12 protein-coding genes and 2 pseudogenes are annotated in these 18,141 nt (G+C 65.4%); 6 read left to right on the forward strand and 8 right to left on the reverse strand.

The genetic code is table 11. The features are described 5' to 3' along the window. Window position 1 precedes the first annotated feature (1 nt). Window positions 2-413, forward strand: a pseudogene (locus DE149_RS00500) (phosphatidylinositol kinase); the annotation flags it as partial. 398 nt (window positions 414-811) lie between these two features. Here the strand turns inward: DE149_RS00500 and DE149_RS00505 are convergent. The 7 genes from DE149_RS00505 to ychF form a co-directional block, all read right to left on the reverse strand. Next, the gene (locus DE149_RS00505) at window positions 812-2,299 is read right to left on the reverse strand and encodes a HEPN domain-containing protein (RefSeq protein WP_113913765.1); all 1,488 of its coding nucleotides are present in this window, start codon (window positions 2,297-2,299) and stop codon (window positions 812-814) included. Between the two features lie 251 nt (window positions 2,300-2,550). Further along, window positions 2,551-5,484, reverse strand: a complete 2,934-nt coding sequence (locus tag DE149_RS00510) for a type I restriction endonuclease subunit R (protein WP_113913766.1) — start codon at window positions 5,482-5,484, stop codon at window positions 2,551-2,553. Window positions 5,485-5,486: 2 nt separating this feature from the next. After that, the gene (locus DE149_RS11575) at window positions 5,487-6,557 is read right to left on the reverse strand and encodes a hypothetical protein (RefSeq protein WP_147084456.1); all 1,071 of its coding nucleotides are present in this window, start codon (window positions 6,555-6,557) and stop codon (window positions 5,487-5,489) included. A gap of 242 nt (window positions 6,558-6,799) precedes the next feature. After that, the gene (locus DE149_RS00520) at window positions 6,800-8,770 is read right to left on the reverse strand and encodes a class I SAM-dependent DNA methyltransferase (protein WP_113913768.1); all 1,971 of its coding nucleotides are present in this window, start codon (window positions 8,768-8,770) and stop codon (window positions 6,800-6,802) included. A gap of 19 nt (window positions 8,771-8,789) precedes the next feature. Further along, window positions 8,790-9,797 (reverse strand): IS481 family transposase, encoded by a 1,008-nt coding sequence (locus DE149_RS00525; protein ID WP_113913769.1) that lies wholly within the window; start codon window positions 9,795-9,797, stop codon window positions 8,790-8,792. A gap of 457 nt (window positions 9,798-10,254) precedes the next feature. Next, complete coding sequence (locus DE149_RS11580) at window positions 10,255-11,685, reverse strand: ATP-binding protein (protein ID WP_141724192.1); 1,431 nt, start codon at window positions 11,683-11,685, stop codon at window positions 10,255-10,257. A 37-nt stretch (window positions 11,686-11,722) separates the two neighbouring features. Further along, complete coding sequence (ychF, locus tag DE149_RS00530) at window positions 11,723-12,808, reverse strand: redox-regulated ATPase YchF (protein WP_113913770.1); 1,086 nt, start codon at window positions 12,806-12,808, stop codon at window positions 11,723-11,725. 393 nt (window positions 12,809-13,201) lie between these two features. Here ychF and DE149_RS00535 point away from each other — a divergent pair. Next, window positions 13,202-13,654, forward strand: a pseudogene (locus tag DE149_RS00535) (GMC oxidoreductase); the annotation flags it as partial. A gap of 110 nt (window positions 13,655-13,764) precedes the next feature. On the opposite strand, the gene DE149_RS00540 reads toward DE149_RS00535, so the two are convergent. Continuing rightward, entirely contained in the window at window positions 13,765-14,247 is a 483-nt protein-coding gene (locus DE149_RS00540) for an Hsp20/alpha crystallin family protein (protein WP_113913771.1), read from the reverse strand. A gap of 226 nt (window positions 14,248-14,473) precedes the next feature. Here DE149_RS00540 and DE149_RS00545 point away from each other — a divergent pair, with 226 nt between their 5' ends. Genes DE149_RS00545 through DE149_RS00560 form a run of 4 tightly spaced genes read left to right on the forward strand, consistent with a single transcriptional unit; the run spans window position 14,474 to window position 18,130 of the window. Beyond that, a complete protein-coding gene (locus DE149_RS00545; protein WP_113913772.1) occupies window positions 14,474-15,445 on the forward strand; it encodes an ABC transporter ATP-binding protein in 972 nt (323 codons plus the stop codon). Beyond that, on the forward strand, window positions 15,442-16,236 hold the full coding sequence (locus tag DE149_RS00550) for an ABC transporter permease (protein WP_113913773.1): 795 nt from the start codon (window positions 15,442-15,444) through the stop codon (window positions 16,234-16,236). The genes DE149_RS00545 and DE149_RS00550 overlap by 4 nt, the downstream gene beginning before the upstream one ends. Next, window positions 16,233-17,459: a sensor histidine kinase gene (locus DE149_RS00555; protein WP_113913774.1), complete on the forward strand. Its 1,227-nt coding sequence runs from the start codon at window positions 16,233-16,235 to the stop codon at window positions 17,457-17,459. Before DE149_RS00550 ends, DE149_RS00555 begins: the two co-directional genes overlap by 4 nt. Next, on the forward strand, window positions 17,456-18,130 hold the full coding sequence (locus tag DE149_RS00560) for a response regulator transcription factor (RefSeq protein WP_113913775.1): 675 nt from the start codon (window positions 17,456-17,458) through the stop codon (window positions 18,128-18,130). The genes DE149_RS00555 and DE149_RS00560 overlap by 4 nt, the downstream gene beginning before the upstream one ends. Window positions 18,131-18,141: the final 11 nt, after the last annotated feature.

The following is an 18,141-nucleotide window of genomic DNA, read 5'->3' on the forward strand; positions in this document are numbered from 1 at the left end:
GGAGGGCGAGGACGGGCGGAGGCTCGTCCTGGCCCACGAGGACTCGGCGGCGCTGCGCCAGATGGCAGTGTTCGACGTGATCGTCAACCACGCCGACCGCAAGGGCGCCCACATCGCCCCCATGCCCGGCGGGCACCGTTACGGGGTGGACCACGGGCTGACGTTTCATGTGGCGGACAAGCTGCGCACGGTGCTGTGGGGATGGCTCGGCGAGGCGCTGAGCGAGGAGGAGCCCGACGGCGTCGGCCGGGTTCTCGACGGGCTCGACGGTGAGCTGGGGCGGGGGCTGGCGGAGCTGCTGAATGCCGAGGGAAATCGAAGCCCTCGCCGAACGATGCACCCAGTTGCTCGACGACGGGATCTTCCCGGCACCGAGCGGGCTGACGCCAGCCGTGCCTTGGCCGCTGTTCTGAAATGAAGAGTCGTTGAGGCGAGCGCCCAGTTGGGCCAGTGGCGCCACTCTTGACCTCAGAGCGCGCCCCTGGGTTTTCGTACCGGCGGCGCCTCGTCCCCCTCGGACGCGGCGGCGCAATGTGGTCACCGGATCACCCGACCCATACTTCCCGCCACCATTCCCGGTATCATTATAGATATGTCTCGTCAAATTGGGGCGCTTAATCACATACGCTAAAATGGAAACTAAAAGGATCTATACTACAGTTCTCGACCTTGGGGAAGGTGGTCGAGCGAACGCCGACAATGGCAGTGCCTGGCACTCACTAGCAACAGCGCCAGCGCGCGATGCCAACATTAGACTGACGCTGCTCAAGTCGTCACTGAACTCTGGGAAAGTTGAGCCGCAAACGAGCTCTCAATCACCCGCGTCCATTACGTCTAGCCGCTCACGCGCCGCGCGGGCTGTCGCCCTGAGCTGCGGATGCTCCCGCACGATCTTACGCTGCTGTTCAGCGGGCAACCCAAGCTCGTGCAGCACGTTGAGGATCACGACCGCGGTTGTTACTTCGACGATGGCGATCAGTTCTTCGATCGAGTGATTAGGGGTCCTGCCCTCGTGCGCCAGGTCATTCCGTGCGCGCGTGGTCCGGCCCGCCCACCTGCCCACGTCCGGTATCAAAAGCGCGATCGCCTCCTGATCGGGGCGCGCGGCCAGTGCGTGGAGCCGGTCCCGCAGCGTGGGATCGTTGCGGAGGGCTCCCTTGAACCTACTGCGGTGCTCTTGCGGCACCTGGTCGAGCATCGCGTCGCGCATCGTCGTGAACTCGTCCGCAGGGAATGGCTTTTCGTCAATGCCTAGGCCTCGGTGCAGTACTTCGGCTGCGCCGACGGCAGTTAAGAGATTGTTCTCGACGTAGCGGGCCGGCGCATAGCGGAGGCCCAGAATCATGTTGGTCGCCGCCTCCAGACGACCGTGCGCCTCGCACCAGCGGGGTAAGACCTCCTCGAATGGGAGCGAATCGCAGGTGAAGAAGACACGGTGGTGTTCGACGGTCTTGGCGTCGTGCTTGCCGAGAGCAACGGGCGAATAGAGCACGTCCGCATACCGTGGCGGCATAACAACATCCTCGTTAGGCACCACAGAGCCGCTTCCAGCCACCTCCAAGCGCAGCCAGATGACGCCGGCGGCGCGGTGCATTGCGAGCGAGATGAGGTCCTGCACCAGGCTCGCCGTCGCCAGCGCACCGCTCACAGAGCTCGTCTCCGACGAGACGGCTCGCACAAACGCCGAATCCCGCATGCGCCCCACCGTGCCGCCCTTGCGCTGGTCAAAGTACGGCAGCGTGTGCCGGTGATCAAGGCGGAACTCGGTCCCGTCGACTACGACCGACTGAGCCTCGACCGGCTTGACGGAGATACTCCCCGTCCCGTCGATTTTGCCATCCGATGCGCCGAGGAATCCCTCGAAAACCGACGAAGCGGCCCAAAGCCCAAGGTCCTCAACCGAGACCTCGGCCGCGGAGAACGCTGCGTCGTCCTCACTGCTGATGTGCGCACCAATGATCGCGGTCGTCGCCACCACGGTCTGCTTGTCGGGGCTCTTCACCCGCGCGAGCATGGTCCGCTTCCCGCCGTTCGGGACACAGCCGAGCAGGGTGACCTCGCGCTGCTCGGCCGCACCGTGGATCACGTCCCAGCTCCAGTTCCCTTCATGGAACACAGTCACGCCAGGCGAAGGATTCGACATGATGCGGTCCTCAAACGTGCCGATCAGGGAGAGCTTCAAGCCGTCTTTAGGGGCATACCGGAGCACGCCGGGGACTTGGTGTTCAGGGTCGTCTGGCAGCCACCAGAGACCAGACCACTCGGCAGGCGTGTCGAGGTTCAAAGGGTCATTCGCCACGACTCTCCTTGCTGAATTCGTTAGAACTTCTTGTGGCAGAGGTCAGGCGTCGGATCGCCAACCGATGCTCGACCAGTACGAACACTCACCGTCGTGGTTAGTCCAGTCGCACGCGTGCGGGCCCTCGTGGTGATGCCACCCGCCAAAACGACCGAGCTCTTCAGACCAGTGCTCGCAGTGGATGACCTTATTCGAATGGTCCGTGTTGTCAGCGACCATTGTCCCATCATCTCCTTCAGAGGATGAAAGTCTCATGCACTCTTCCGGTAGGTCGCGTTGAATACCGCGTTCGCAAGCCACTGCTTGAAGCTGCTGTTGTCCTGGAACTCCTTGAAGAGCTGAGTGTCGTCGGAGATGAGGCGCAGCATTGCCTGGCTGAGTGCGCGGTCGCTCTCGACGCGGGCGTTCACTGGATCGTCGTTGGCCTGCGCGTTCTTGTAGGCCTCGTCCTCGGACACCAGCCGCGGGATCTCTTCGGTGATGAACCGCTGCACACGATCCGCATCGTTCCACTCGATGTTGCCGAAGTGATCGTTGAAGCTGCGCACAATCGCGGAGAGCCTCTCGAGCTCTGGGTCTGAGCGGTGCCCACCGCCGGCGGCTGGCACCGGATCGAGAGTGCCATCCTCATCGTCAAGGACGATCTTCATGGCGCTGAGCTTCTCGGCCCGGTACGACTCCAGATCGATATTCTCCAGGATGCCGGCCGAGAGGTCCTCCTCCTTCGGCGCGGGCAGCTTTGGCACCAGGTGGTCGAGGAAGATCGAGCGCTTCTCCCACTCGCTGCTCCCGTACGGCAGCACAGTCGAGAGGAAGTTGTAGGTGCGCAGGAACGCCTTTGCGCCGCCCTTGAACGCCACCTGCTCGTCCTCGTCGGGCATCTCGATGTACTCCGCGACACTCCCATCGAGCAGCGGGTCGAGCTGGTCACGGCTCTCGCCAGCCAGGTAGCGACTCACGAACTCGTCGATCTGCTCGGTCGTGTAGACGGCGAAGGTGTCGAGATCGTTGACCAGGTCATGAAGCTTGTTGGCGTCGGTCTCCTCGGCCAGCACGGTCGTACGGTAGTACGGCTCGAACGCACGCTGGATCTCGTCGGCGTCGTTGGCGAAGTCGAGCACGAACGTGTCGTGCTTCGCGGGATGGGCACGGTTGAGGCGCGACAGTGTCTGCACTGCCAGCACTCCGGAAAGGGCCTTGTCGACGTACATCGTGTGCAGCAGCGGTTCGTCGTATCCCGTCTGGAACTTGTTGGCGACCACCAAGATCCGGTATGGATCGGACTTCACCTGCGCGGCGATCGCGTTGGACGGGAAGCCGTTCAGGCTGGCCTCGGTCACCTTCATTCCCTTGTACTCGTGCTCCCCGGAGAAGGCGACGACTGCTCGATACGGACTCTTGCGCGCAGCGAGTGCATCACGGATCGCGTGGAAGTACTCGATGCATCGCGCAATCGACGAAGTCACCACCATGGCCCGGGCCTGCCCATCGATCTTGCGCTTCGCCACTACCTGGCCGAGGAAGTGCTCGACCATGATGTCGGACTTCTGCGCAATGGCGTGTGCGTTGCCCTCGACGTACGCGCGGAGCTTCTTCGATGCACGCTTCGCGTCGAACTCGGGGTCGTCCTCGACGGTCTTCATCAGCTTGTAGTAGCTGCCGACGGGGGTGTAGTTCGCGAGGACATCGACGATGAAGCCCTCCTGGATCGCCTGCTTCATCGTGTACGAGTGGAAGGGGCGGAATCCCGTGCCACCCACTGCGTTCGGTACTGGCTCGCCGAACATCTCGAGCGTCTTGTTCTTCGGCGTCGCGGTGAACGCGAAGTAGCTCGCGTTCGGCAGCAGCTTCTTCCCCTCGATGATCCGGTTGATCTGGTCTTCGACGGTGTCGTCTTCGATGTCGTCGACGCCGGCGAGAGCTCGGGAGACTGCCGCCGATGTCTTCGACCCCTGCGACGAGTGTGCCTCATCGATCACGATGGCGAACGTGCGGTCCCGATGGTCCGCTCCGATGTCATCCAGGATGTATGGGAACTTCTGCACCGTCGTCACGATGATCTTCTTGCCGGCCGAGATCGCGCGGCGCAGGTCCCCCGACCGATCCGCATGGACAACCGTTGAGCCCACCTGCAGGAATGACTTGATGGTCTGTGTGAGCTGGTTGTCGAGGATGATGCGGTCCGTGACGACGATGATCGAGTCAAAAGCGATGCGACCTTCATGGGCCGTCTCGGTCAGCTGGTGGGTCAGCCAGGCGATTGAGTTCGACTTGCCGCTGCCTGCGGAGTGCTGGATCAGGTACCGGCGACCGGCTCCGTTCGCCTCGACATCGGCGAGCAACTTTCGGACAACGTCGAGCTGGTGGTAGCGCGGGAAGATCGCCTTCGAGACCTTCTTGCCGGTCTTCTGGTTCTTCTCAACGACGATCTGCGCGTAGTTCTCGATGATCCCCGCGAGGCTGAGCGGAGCGAGCACCTGCCGCCAGAGGTAATCGGTCATCACGCCGTCGGGGTTCGGCGGGTTGCCGGCCCCGTCCTTGAAGCCCTGGTCGAAGGGCAGGAACCAGGAGGAAGCGCCTTTGAGCTGGGTGCAGAATCGGGCTCGCTGGTCGTCGAGGGCGAAGTGAGCGATGGTCCGGCCGAACGCGAACAGCGGCTCACGGGGGTCCCGGTCGCGCTGATACTGCTGAACCGCGTCCTCGACCGTCTGGTTCGTGAAGTTGTTCTTCAGCTCAAACGTGAACACCGGCAGCCCGTTGACGAACACGACCAGGTCGACAGCGTCGCCAGTGTTGCTCACGCTGTAATGCACCTGTCGTGTGACCACAAATCGGTTCGCCTCGAAGAGAGCGGCAGCCTTCGGGTTCGCCGCATCGGGCGCCGGATAGTAGAGATCTACATGCAGACCGAGGTGGTCGATGCCGTTGCGCAACATGTGCACGACGCCACGGCGCGTGATCTCCCCCTGGAGCCGCGCAAGGAACTTATGAGCTGTGGGCGTGTCCGACGTCAGTCCAAGTGGCTCAACGAGGCCGGGCTGGGTCGCCTCGATGAACTCGCTGAACTGGCCGAGATCGAGCCCGTAGGACGCGACATAGTCGGCAGGCGCGCCCTCGGCCCATCCGCCGTCGACCATCTGGTCGACGATGAGCGCCTCCAGGCTCTCTTCATTGAGACGTCGCATGCTCACTCCTCGCCTTCGCCCAGTACGTCCGCAACGTCATCATCCAACATGAAGTCCAGATCGACGTACTGGTCCAAGCCGTCAGGCAACGACGCGGCGATCGCACGGACGTCAACCTGGCCCGTCACGACATCAGCGACCAGGCGGGCTCGAAACTCTTGTAGCAGAATCATCTCATTTCGAGCTTTTCTGGCGGCTTCGTCAGAATTGCGGCGGACTTCTTCAATCTGGGCAACAACTCGCCTCTGGACGTCGAGTTCAGGGACTGCCACTCGCATCCAGCCGATGTCGTCCATGTTGAAATGCCCGACAGTGGACCACTGGGTCGCGAGTGCAATTCGCTCCCGAGGCAACCCGCCGTAGATCTGATGAACAAGGAACTGCGGGCACATAATTTCGTTGCGGAGCTTCATTAGGACAGTTCGCTGCCCAAGTGCAACCTTACGGCCGGGAGGAATCACGGCCGCCTCACCAACCGGTGCCTCTCGTGTAAAGATTACGTCACCGGGGTCGGGCACCGCTCGCTGGGTCCAGGCCTTATATGAACTTGCACCCGTCGTGTACGCCCCAGACCAATCAATTTCTCCGCGCTTCACCGAGGAAGTGCGAAGAATCCAGAACTCGCCGCCTTCGACGTACGGGGCGGTCTTATGCTCGCAATCCACGATCCTATGCAACACGTGTCGCAATTCACGACTGGGGGCATCGAGATTCCTGAAAGTTTCGGCGGTTACTGCTTGCTTCCTCTCCTCGAGAAGAGCAATTAGCCCACGCTTGGCGGAGATGGCCTTGTCGATGCGGGCGTTCGCGTGGGCGAGGTACTTCACAATCGCCGCCTGCTCATCCGCCTGCGGTAGCGACACTTCGATGTTTCGCATGCGAGAAATGTCGAGATCCCACTGGCCGATCCGCACGCCGTCCGACGCTGCACCGAATTTTGCCACATAGGGCTTGCTTCGCAAAAGATACTCACCGAAACGCGGTACTTCGAAGTCGGCTTCAAACACGAAGTAAGCAGGACTAACTATGCCGTCGACCGGGGCGAGCCCCAATGAGCCCTGCCAGGCCTTCATCTTGTTTATGACTAAGTCTCCCGACCGTGCAACTTTGTAGTTACTAAGATCGTCAGGGATCGCATTGTGATTTGCATCTTCATCCGCTCGGACGAATACGCCGCGTTCACGAGCGACGGTCAGGAGTGGAAGATCAGGCCTGTCCCTTTCGCTGCGGGGAGTCAGGAGCGACCGAAGAGATCGGGTTTCCCATGCATCCGCCGATCTATCCACCCGCGGAGGAGAAAACAATGACACTGCCATCAGTCCTCACCTGCGATCTCAGCGATCAGGTCCTCAGTCTCCGCCTCGAGAGCACGGATGTCTGCCTGGATCTCGGCAAGTGTGCGCATTGGCACGGGCTTGTAGAAATGACGAGTGAACGAGATCTCGTAGCCGATCTTCGTCTTCGAGTCGTCGATCCAGGCGTCAGGGGCGTATGGCTCGACTTCGCGATGAAAAAACGCTTCGATGCCGTCGGCATAGTCACCCGCGGGCTCGGTGAGCGGTACTTGCTCGGTGTCGCGCAACTCGGTGTCAGGCTCGTACTCGACGACGCGGGCGCGGCCGTCGATGACGGCTTCGTACCTCCCGTGCAGCGGATCGGGTGTCGCGGCGTACGGCAGTGCCTTGCGGATGAGAGGCGGTGCACTTTCGTCGCGCACGCCGTCCTTTTTCAGCTGCTTGATCTCCTTCGCGGTGTAGACACGGTGTGGGTCGACACCGGCGATGCGCAAGGGCCGTTCGACGGTGATCTTGTGGTATCCGAAGTCCACACCGTCGAATACCTTCGAGTGGTCGGTGTCTTCGTACTCGTCGAACGCCTTGAACGCCTCGAGGACCTTGTCGGCGTCAGTCGAGCTGACCTCGACGCCCTTCTCGCCCAGGTTTTTGCGCAATGGCGTGAACCAGTCGGTGGCGTCGATGAGCTGGACCTTGCCCTTGCGGCGATCTTCCTTGCGGTTGGAGAGCACCCACACGTACGTGGCGATACCGGTGTTGTAGAACATCTTCAGCGGCAGCGCGACGATCGCTTCGAGCCAGTCGTTCTCGATGATCCATCGACGAATGTTGCTCTCGCCCTGGCCAGCGTCACCGGTGAACAGCGAGGAGCCGTTGTGCACCGATGCGATCCGAGAGCCGAGCTTGGTGCCCTGCTTCATCTTCGAGATCAGATTCGCGAGGAACATCAGTTGTCCGTCGCTGCTGCGCGTCACGAGCGAGTACTCGCGGTCATTGTCGTGATTGACGATGAATCGCGGGTCGATGATCTTCTTCGCGCCACCGAGGCGGTCCTGGTCAGTCTTCCAACTCTTGCCATACGGCGGGTTGGAGAGCATGAAGTCGAACTCCTGCCCTGCGAAGGCGTCATTCGATAGTGTGGAGTACTCGGGACCACCGACGATGTTGTCGGCCGCCTTGCCGTCGCCCTTGAGGATCAGGTCGGCCTTCGCGATCGCATACGTCTCGGCGTTGATCTCCTGCCCATACAGATGCGTGGAGACCTTCTTGCCAGACGACTCCGTGAGGTGCTTCAGGGTCTCCTCGGCGACGGTGAGCATGCCACCGGTGCCCATCGCACCGTCGTAGAGCCGATAGGTACCCGACGGGATCGCGTCAGCAATCGGTTCAAACATCAGCCGGGTCATGAGTCGGACAGCGTCGCGCGGTGTCCAGTGCTCGCCGGCCTCTTCGTTGTTCTCCTCGTTGAAGCGGCGCACCAGCTCTTCGAAGACCGTACCCATCCCATGGTTGTCCATCCCTGCCGGGGAGAGATCCAGATCCGGCGCGAGGAACTTCTCGATCAACGCACCGAGCGCGTCAGCCTTCGTGAGCCGAGGTAGCTGGTTACGGAACTCGAAGTTGTCGATGATCTCCTGCACGTTGGGCGAGAAGCCATCAAGGTACGCCTCGAAGTTCTGCCGCAGCCGTGTGGAGTTCGAGATGTGGCGCAAATCCTGCAGCGAGAAACCAGACGTGTTGTAGAAATCCTGCTTGGCCGCATCACGCAGCGGTGCGTCCTGGTCGGCAACCCCAGCCTCATCCAGCATCTTCTTCATCGCCACCACTGCATCGCGCGTCGGGCCGAGGACGCTGTCCAGGCGACGCAGAACCGTGAAGGGAAGGATCACGTCGCGGTACTTGCCCCGGACATAGAGGTCGCGGAGGACATCGTCAGCGATGTTCCAGATGAGCGCCACAATTCGAGAGTGGTTGATGGAGCTGTGTGGCACGGGGATCCTTCACTTGTGACTAGATGTAGGAGGGCATGACGTTGTTGACTCGGGCCGGGGCCAACGAGGCCGGAGGAGCGTCTCCGCAGGAGGTATGAGGCCGATGGTAGTTGTAGTGGTTCACCCACACTGCCAACGCCTCACGCCGGGCCGTCTCTGAGGTATACGGGCGGGCGTAGAGGACCTCATCGACCATCAGCCGGTTGTACCGCTCGACCTTCCCGTTATGGCGCGGGGTGTAGGGGCGGATCCGGTGGTGCCGGCCCCCGAGCGAGACCACCTTGGCGGTGAACTCCGCGGCCCGGTAGTTGTTCCCGTTGTCCGTGACCACCCTGTCGATCCGGATGCCGTGGGCGGCGAAGAACGCCCTCGCCCGGCAGAAGAACCCGATCGTGGTCACCGCCTGCTCGTCCTCCAACGCCTCGGTGTAGGCCAGGCGGGTGTACCCGTCGATCGCCGAGTGCAGGTAGGTGTAGCCGACCCGCCGGCCTGCACCACGCTTGGAAGCACGGCCTGCTTCACTTTCACGTCCGTGGGTGCGCCAGCCGCCCCCGTCAGGGATGCGCCCGATCTTCTTCACATCCAGGTGCACCATGTGCCCCGGGCCGCGGGTGGTGATCTTCTGGGGTCGTTGGCGCAGGTCTTCCCCGGCCGGGGTCAGGTCCCGTAACCGGGAGAGCCCGGCCCGGTGCAGCCACCGTCCCACGGTACGAAGACACACCCGGTGGCCCTCGGAGACGAGGTGGTGATGGATGCGCCGTGCGGACCACTTGCGCTCCCGCCGCAGGGCGTGGATCTGGGTGACCAGGACCGGATCGAGCTGGGCAGGTGAACGGTGCGGCCGGCTGGGCAGGTCCTGAAGGCCGGCTTCTCCCTGGGCGCGGTAGCGGGCCACCCAGGTGGCCACCGTGGGACGTGCGACCCGGAACTCGGCGGCCACGTGTGCCTGCGGGATCCCGTCGTGCAGGTGGCGGTGGACCATCCTGAGACGGCCGGTGGGGGTCAGGGGTGCGTTAGCGTGAGTCATGAGTGGGTCTTTTCGGGCAGGTGGGTGGTGTAGGAACTTCCATCCTGCGGGAGAGGCCCGCTCGTCTCATCTCAGCCCGGGCCTCGTGCCAAGAACCTCATGACCCACAACAACTAGCGCGGAACCCCATGATGTCCACCGGTCAGGCCGCGATCTCCCTGAACTCTTGTGCCGACCAGTGGAGTCTGCGAACCGCTCTTCCGGGCCGGGCAGGAAATGCGCGAGAAATCGATTCTCCATCCGGCCGGACTGCTTTCTTTCGGCGCGGCTGAAGGCCTCTAGACAACCGACCCCGTGCACTGCAGCCCCGCAGGCAATTGCCGCCCGGCTGAGTGGCGGCACAACATGGTTATGGGGCCACCGAGGCCGAGGTGCCCCTCATTTCAGATTGGTGCAACGCTTCTGGTGCAGCATATGGAGCACCCGGTGACCGGCTCGTTATGGTCACCTCTCTAGATCAATCCAGATATCCCACGACTTTTCCATATAAGCGCAGTTTGCCTAGGACGTAATTAGCGATATCAGCACGCCCCGTCTTTTTTCTCCACATGAATTCTATTCTAACCTCCCCCGCAGGCCCGCGAGTTAATAGGTCCGATTTCAAGGACGTACCCTCACGGCGCAGTTCGTCTTCAACCTCAAAATGGGAAATAAGACCAGCCTTCTTCAAGGCCTCTCCAAAAGCGCGATTGCATTCAACATCAGACGTGCTAGCAATGTTTGTCAAATTCGTCATTGCGTCGACGGTGTTAGATCCAATCTTTCCCCCTACCTTCCTCGGCCCGAGTGACTTTCCGGCAAGAAGAATGCCGAGATGGCTCTCCGAGATTCTACGAACCGCTTCGTCATTCTTGGTGGGAAGTGTTGCCATACCTTTAGATGCCATCTTCGCCTTCAGGGCAGGGCTCCCAAAGGTTCGGGCAACAGCCAGGGCAACCACCGGATCCATGTGTATCACACGAGCGTCCAGTACCGTCCCGAGAAGTCCGATCTTCTCCGGAGTCTTTTTGAGTTCCGCTACAATATTAGCCTGAGTTGCACTAAGTGTTTTGTCTATATCAGCGTCGGAAAAGCTACCCCGCGTCAGGGCGGCCACATCATTTTCATTATCCGAGGCGGAAACCACAATCGACCATACTCGCGCAGGAGAGGCCTTCATCAGCGAGCCCACTTGACCCGTGTTCTTAATTGCACGCTTTCGCACAGCTCTGACTAGGTGCCCCAAGGAGTTGGATTCCTCGAGGAGTGCATCCATATCGTCGCTGGAAATGCCATAGGCAGTCAATTGAGCACCTAGATTAAGTGACGCTACAGTGCGAGCTACGATACGAGGCCAGTCAGACTTAGGAGGACCGGAGAAGTTAAAAACAGGCTCATCGGTCCCGATCAAGGAACTTGCCCCGATCTGGTCGGCCACTGTGGCAAGCTTGTCGGCCAAGTCGTCAGTATTAGTAGGCCAGACAATTAACATGCGCGCGCCGCGAGGATCTTCTCTTAAGAAAGAGTTGATCCCATGAAGCCCATGCTCAATCTCGCTGTCCGACACCTTGCCGACAGCCTCTCGTCCTTCGACGATCACAATTCGCTGGGCGTCGCCCTCAGGGATTTGACGGAGTGAAGAGCCAATATCTTCACCATATTGGAGGCGCTCGACTTGCACTCCGGGCCTGAACAGGGGGATCGTCGTCAGAAAAGTGGTCTTACCCGCACCACTTTGGCCACGCAGAATTACCAGCGATCCGTGCCCTGAGCTCTCGAAATCATCAAACTGTCCATCAATCATTTCTAGGGCGGCATCAACTGGGTCAACGAACGCATTCCAGTCCACCCTATCGCGCATCATATCGAATCGGTCGGGCAAGTAGATCTTGGTGTGCGTGGCACTCATATTTCGCCTTCTCTCGCTAGCCCTGCCGATGCAGGTGTCACACGTTGAACCGGAACTCCACCACGTCGCCGTCCTTCATCACGTAGTCCTTGCCCTCCATGCGCACCTTGCCGGCGGCCTTGGCATCGGCCATGGAGCCAGCGGCAACCAGGTCGTCGAAACTCACGATCTCGGCCTTGATGAAGCCGCGCTGGAAGTCGGTGTGGATGACGCCGGCGGCCTCGGGCGCCGTCGCGCCGACGGGGATGGTCCAGGCACGCGTCTCCTTCGGCCCGGCCGTCAGGTACGTCTGCAGGCCGAGGGTGGAGAAGCCGACGCGGGCCAGCTGGTCCAGCCCGGACTCGTCCTGCCCGGCCATCTCCAGCATCTCGGCGGCTTCCTCCTCGGAGAGCTCCACGAGGTCGGACTCGAGCTTGGCGTCTAGGAACACGGCCTGGGCGGGGGCCACCAGATCGCGCAGCTCCTGCTGCCTGGCCTCGTCCCCCAGCACACCCTCGTCGGAGTTGAACACGTAGATGAACGGCTTGGCGGTGAGCAGGCTCAGCTCCCGCAGCCGGTCCATGTCCAGCTTGTCCTTGTCCTTCGCGGCGAAGATCGTCTCGCCCCGCTCCAGCACCGCGAGCGCGGCCTTGAGCGCCTCGAGGTCGGCGGGCTCCTTCTTCTTGCCCTTGACCTCCTTCTCGACGCGCGGGATCGCCTTCTCCACGGTCTGCATGTCCGCGATGATCAGCTCGGTGTTGATGGTCTCCATGTCCGAGGCCGGGTCCACCTTGCCGTCCACGTGGACGACGTCGCCGTCGTCGAACGCGCGCACCACCTGGGCGATCGCGTGGGCCTCGCGGATGTTCGCCAGGAACTGATTGCCCAGGCCCTCCCCCTCGGAGGCGCCCTTCACGATGCCGGCGATGTCCACGAAGGACACCGTGGCCGGCAGGATCCGCTCGGAGCCGAAGATCTCGGCCAGCTGGGGCAGCCGCTCGTCCGGCAGGTTCACCACGCCCACGTTCGGCTCGATCGTCGCGAACGGGTAGTTCGCCGCGAGCACGGTCTGGCGCGTCAGCGCGTTGAACAGGGTCGACTTGCCCACGTTGGGCAGTCCCACGAATCCGATAGTCAAAGCCACAGTCCGGCAGTCTACCGGCGGGCCCGCCGCGGCGGAGGCGTCCCGCACCGGCCCCGTTCCGTGGGCAGAACCAGCAGCCCCGCCCGCTCCGTGGGCAGAAAGCGCGCTCTCCCCTGTTCCGGGGGCAGAACCGGCAGGGTTTTCCCTTCCGGGGGCAGAAACCTTCGCTCTCCTGCCCACGGAACCCAGAGGCCCGGCGGCCACGGGGCCCGGCAGCCCCAGCCCGGCGTGCCCACGGAACCCAGAGACCCGCACCGCCCAGCACGCATCCCCGTCCAGATGACCGATCCGTAGGGTGGACGGGCCGCCCAGACCCCGTCGACAGTAAGCACACCCGTGTCTGCCGACCAGAGGACGACAGCCGAGACCGCAGGGCCGCCGGGCCCTCCCGACGCCAAGTCCCGCGGCACCGTGCGCCTGCGCTCCAACGACTACCGGGACAAGCCGGCCGTGGACCCGCGCTACTTCACCGACCCGGAGGGCCATGACATGGCCGTCGCGGTGGCCGGCATCCGGCTGGCCCGGGAGATCGTCTCCCAGCCGGCGATGGCGGCGTGGGCGGGGCGTGAGCTGGCCCCGGGCGAGCAGGCGCAGACGGACGAGGAGATCGCCGACTACGTGCGCCGCACCCACAACACCGTGTACCACCCGGTGGGCTCGGTGCGCATGGGCGCCGACGACGACGCCATGAGCCCCCTGGACGCCCGCCTGCGCGTCAAGGGCGTGACGGGTCTGCGCGTGGCCGACGCCTCCGTGATGCCCGAGCACGTGACCGTGAACCCCAACATCACGTGCTTCATGATCGGTGAGAAGGCGGCGCAGCTGATCCTGGCCGATCGCGCCTGACCGCCACGCAGATGCGGCGGGCCCCCGGTGGGGGCCCGCCGCATCTGCGTTCGGGGGACGGACCGCGCGCCGGTCATGCCGGCGCCGTGTGCGGCTCCGTCAGAGGCCGGTCACTCGCCGGTGGTCTCGGCGGTCTCGCCCTCCACGGTCTGCCCGGCCACGGGGGCAGCACCGCCGTGGGTGATGGAGATCTTGCGGGGCTTGGCCTGCTCCGCCACCGGGATGGTGAGGGTCAGGACGCCGTCGCTGTAGTCGGCCTGGATGCGGTCGAGGGCGAGGCCCTCGCCCAGGGTGAGCTGGCGGGCGAAGGTGCCGGCGGAACGCTCACGGGTGAGCCAGCGGCGGTCCTCGCGGGCCGGGTCCTCCTTGCGCTCGGCGCGGACGGTGAGGGTGCGCTCCTCCACGTCCACGTCGATAGAGGCCGGGTCGACGCCGGGCAGCTCGACCTCGGCGACGAAGACGTCGCCCTCGCGGTACAGGTTCATGGGCATGGACACGGTGCCGGTCGCGCGGGTCGTCAGACCGTTCACCAGACGCTCCATCTCACGGAAGGGACGCTCCATCTCACGGAACGGATCGATGGGACGGGTCATGTCGGTTCACTCTCCTCGGGAGTCGGGTGGGCGCCGCTGACACCGCGGCGTCTGATCACCACAACAGCACGCCCGGCGAACCTATTCCATAATTCTGCGTGAACTCCGCTCAACTTTCTGGAGGACGGCCCGCCCGCCTCGGCGGGCCCCACCCATGACATCCGTCATGGCGCATTCCTGACGTCTGCCGCTCCCGCGAGGCGCGCCCCGCGGCGAGGCTGTAGCCATGAGCAACGCACCCGCACTCGCAACCCGGAGACTCACCCGCCGCTTCGGACCGGTCCGGGCCGTGGACGGCGTGGACCTCACCGTCCCCGTCGGCGAAGTCCTCGCCCTCCTCGGGCCCAACGGCGCCGGCAAGACCACGCTGCTGGACATGGCCCTGGGCTTCAGCCCGCCCTCGGACGGCACGGTCCGCGTCCTCGGCTCCGACCCCGTCGCCGCCGTCCGCGAGGGCCGGGTGGGCGCGGTGCTGCAGACGGGCGGCCTGCTGGAGGACCTGAGCGTGCGCGAGACCGTGGCCATGGTGGCCGGCTGCCACCGCCGCCACATCGGCGTGCCCGCCGCCCTCGAGCGCGCTGGCCTCACCGGGCTGGCCGGTCGCCGCGTGAAGAAGTGCTCCGGAGGCGAGCGCCAGCGGCTGCGCTTCGCCCTGGCCCTGCTCACCGACCCCGAGTTGCTGATCCTGGACGAGCCCACCGCGGGCATGGACGTCCGCGCCCGCCACGACTTCTGGGACACCATGCACGCCGAGGCGGACCGGGGCCGCAGCATCGTGTTCGCCACCCACTTCCTCCCCGAGGCCGAGGACTTCGCGGACCGGATCGTCCTGATGCGCGAGGGCCGGATCCACGCGGACGGCACGCCCGCCGAGCTCGCCACCGGCGGGTCCGTCACCCTCACGGGCCGCTGGGCCGGCGGCGGAGACGATCCGGACGCGCCCGCCCGCCTCGCCACCGCCCTGGACCTGCCGCAGGACGCCGTCCAGCTCGAACCACAGCACCTCTCCCCCGGCCGCCTGCGCGTGCGCGTCCCCGCCGGGGGCTCGGTCACCGGCGACGACGTCGCCCGTCACCTGCTGAACGAGCGCCTCGTCGAGGACCTGGCGATCACCCACGCCTCCCTCGACGACGTGTTCCTCTCCCTGACCGACGCCGGCCAGCCGGCACCCTCCGAGCCGCAGGAGTCCCTCGCATGAGCACGACCATCACCGCCCCCGGCCGCCTGTTCGGCTACGCACGCCGCGAGTTCGTCCGCAACGTGCGGATGATCGAGGGCTCGTTCTTCATCGTCGTCCTCCCCGTGGCGCTCTACCTCATGTTCGGCGCGCTCTCCGACTGGGGAGACCGCCCCGTCGGCCACGGGAACGTGTCCGCGTACACCATGACCGGCATGGTCGTGTACGGGGCGGTCATGGCCACCACCTCGATCGCCGGCTCGGCCGCCGTCGAGCGCCAGTCCGGCTGGGGCCGCCAGCTCTCCCTGACCGCGCTCACCCCGGGCGCCTACCTCGCCGGCAAGTGCCTCGTGGCCCTGGCCATCGCCGCCCTGCCCGTGCTCGCCGTGCTCACCGCGGGCGCACTCACGGGCGCGGAGCTCGACGGCCCGCTGCGCTGGCTCGCGACGGGCGCCCTCGCCCTGGTGTCCTCGCTGCCGTTCGCGCTGTTCGGCCTGGCGGCCGCCCTGCTCTTCCGTTCGGAGGCCGCCGTGTCCGCGGCGTCGGGCATCCTGGTGGTGTTCGGCTTCCTCGGAAACCTCTTCGTCCCGCTCTCGGGGATCATGCTGGACATCGGGCGCTTCACTCCGGTGTACGGGGCCGGCGCCCTCGCCCGATGGCCGCAGATGGAGGGAGAGAGGGCAACGATGGGAACGGAACCCGCCGCCGCCGCGGACCCGCTGTGGCTGCCGATCGTGAACCTGCTGGCCTGGACGGCCGTGTTCGCGGTGGTCTGCCTGCTCGCCTCCCGCTCCCGGACGGCCCGCGCGTGAGCCCCGCCGGCGGATCCCCGGCGCCGGCCCGCCCGACGGTCGGCACGGCGGAGCACGACCCCGCCGTCCTGCCGCTGCACCTGTGGCCGTCCACGCTGGGGTTCGCCGGGGTGTGGCTCATCAGCTTCGGCTTCGTCCTCGTCGAGCTCCTCCGCCGGGCGTTCACTCCCGGGGACGGGCGGGGCGAGGCGATCCTGGGGGTGGCGGCCATCGTGGTCTTCATCCTCGTCTACCTGGCCGCGTTCGTGGTGCCGCGCCCGGTGCGCGCGTGGCCGGCCTGGGCCAACGCGGTCCTCACCTGGCTCGTGCTCGCCGGGTGCCTGGCCGTGCTGACCCGGATCCTGGGCGTCCACGCCCTGCTCTACTCCCCCTTCCTCGTGGCCACGTGGCTCTTCCCCCACCGGCTCCGCGTGGGCCTGATCGGCGCCGGGGCCACGATGGCCGCGGCGCTGGCGACCGGGCTGCTGTTCTTCCCCGGCGATCCGGCCCTGCCCGTCGTGCTGGGCAACCTCGCCGTCCTCCTGGTGGTGTTGGTGGGCATGCGCCTGGCCATCGCCCGGGACGACCGGGTCGTGGAGATGACGCATGAACTCGACCTCGCCGGCCAGCGGGAGCGGCTCGGCCGGGATCTGCACGACATCCTGGGCCACTCCCTGACCACCATCAACGTCAAGACCCAGCTCGTGCACCGGCTGATCGACACGGACCCCGCCCGGGCCAAGCAGGAGGCCGCCGAGGTGATCGCCCTGTCCCGCACGGCCCTCGCCGAGGCGCGGGCCGCCGTCGCCGAGCTCGCCGCCCCGGAGCTGGGCGGGCAGCTCTCCCTCTCCGTGGGGGCGCTGCGGGACGCCGGGATGGCCGTCGAGGCCCCGCCGCCCGGCGCCGTCACCGAGGTGCCGGAGCGTCGCCGCGCCCTGGCCGCCTGGATCGTGCGCGAGGCCGTGACCAACGTGCTCCGCCACGCCGGGGCCCGCCGGGTGCGCATCAGCCTGGACGCCCACCACGTGGCGGTGCTCGACGACGGCGCCGGACTGCCGGCCTCCGTCGCGGCGGGCGTGGGCCCCCGCACCCTCGCCGAGCGGGCGGCCGCGGAGGGCGCACGCCTCGAGGTGGGGCGGGGGCTGGGCGGGGCCGGCACCGGCGTGGCCGTGCACTGGGGCGGGAGCACGTTGGAGGCCGCGCGCGGGGTGCTGCCCGCCGCCGAGGGCAGGATGGACGCATGAGTGAGTCAGCCGCCCCGGCCCCGTCCCCGGCGACGCCGCCCTCGGCCGGTCGCGGGCCCGGGGCTCCGCTGCGCCTGCTGCTGGCCGACGACCAGGCGCTCGTGCGCGGCGCCCTGGCCGCCCTCCTGGACACCGAGCCGGACCTGACCGTCGTCGCCCAGGCCGCCTCCGGGGACGAGGTGGCGGACGCGGTCGAGGCCCATGACGTGGACGTCGCGCTGCTGGACATCGAGATGCCCGGAGTGGACGGGCTCGAGGCCCTGCGCCGGATCCGGGACCGCGGCCTGGACTGCGCCGTGCTGATGGTGACGACCTTCGGCCGCCCCGGCTACCTGGAGCGGGCCCTGGCCGCCGGGGCCCGGGGATTCGTGGTCAAGGACACCCCGGCCGAGCAGCTCGCCGACGCCGTGCGCGCGGTGGCCCGCGGTGAGCGCGTGGTGGATCCCTCGCTCGCGGTGGACACCCTCGCGGCGGGGCCGAGCCCGCTGACCCCGCGGGAGGTCGACGTGCTACGCGAAGCGCTCACAGGGGCCTCCGTCCGGGCGATCGCCGGGCGCCTGCACCTCTCGGCGGGCACGGTGCGCAACCATCTGAGCGCGGCGATCGGCAAGACGGCCACCAGCACGCGCGGCGAGGCCGCGACGGTCGCGCGCGATCGAGGGTGGCTGTAGGGGCGGTTCAG

This window comes from Micrococcus sp. KT16 (genome assembly GCF_003315015.1).
Lineage (GTDB): Bacteria > Actinomycetota > Actinomycetes > Actinomycetales > Micrococcaceae > Micrococcus > Micrococcus luteus.

Coding starts and splice junctions, on each gene's coding strand:
- DE149_RS00560 (WP_113913775.1), top strand. CDS start 17,456: ATGAGTGAGTCAGCCGCCCCGGCCCCGTCCCCGGCGACGCCGCCCTCG.
- DE149_RS11580 (WP_141724192.1), bottom strand. CDS start 11,685: ATGAGTGCCACGCACACCAAGATCTACTTGCCCGACCGATTCGATATG.
- DE149_RS00550 (WP_113913773.1), top strand. CDS start 15,442: ATGAGCACGACCATCACCGCCCCCGGCCGCCTGTTCGGCTACGCACGC.
- DE149_RS00525 (WP_113913769.1), bottom strand. CDS start 9,797: ATGACTCACGCTAACGCACCCCTGACCCCCACCGGCCGTCTCAGGATG.
- DE149_RS00540 (WP_113913771.1), bottom strand. CDS start 14,247: ATGACCCGTCCCATCGATCCGTTCCGTGAGATGGAGCGTCCCTTCCGT.
- DE149_RS00510 (WP_113913766.1), bottom strand. CDS start 5,484: ATGCGACGTCTCAATGAAGAGAGCCTGGAGGCGCTCATCGTCGACCAG.
- DE149_RS00545 (WP_113913772.1), top strand. CDS start 14,474: ATGAGCAACGCACCCGCACTCGCAACCCGGAGACTCACCCGCCGCTTC.
- DE149_RS11575 (WP_147084456.1), bottom strand. CDS start 6,557: ATGAAGGCCTGGCAGGGCTCATTGGGGCTCGCCCCGGTCGACGGCATA.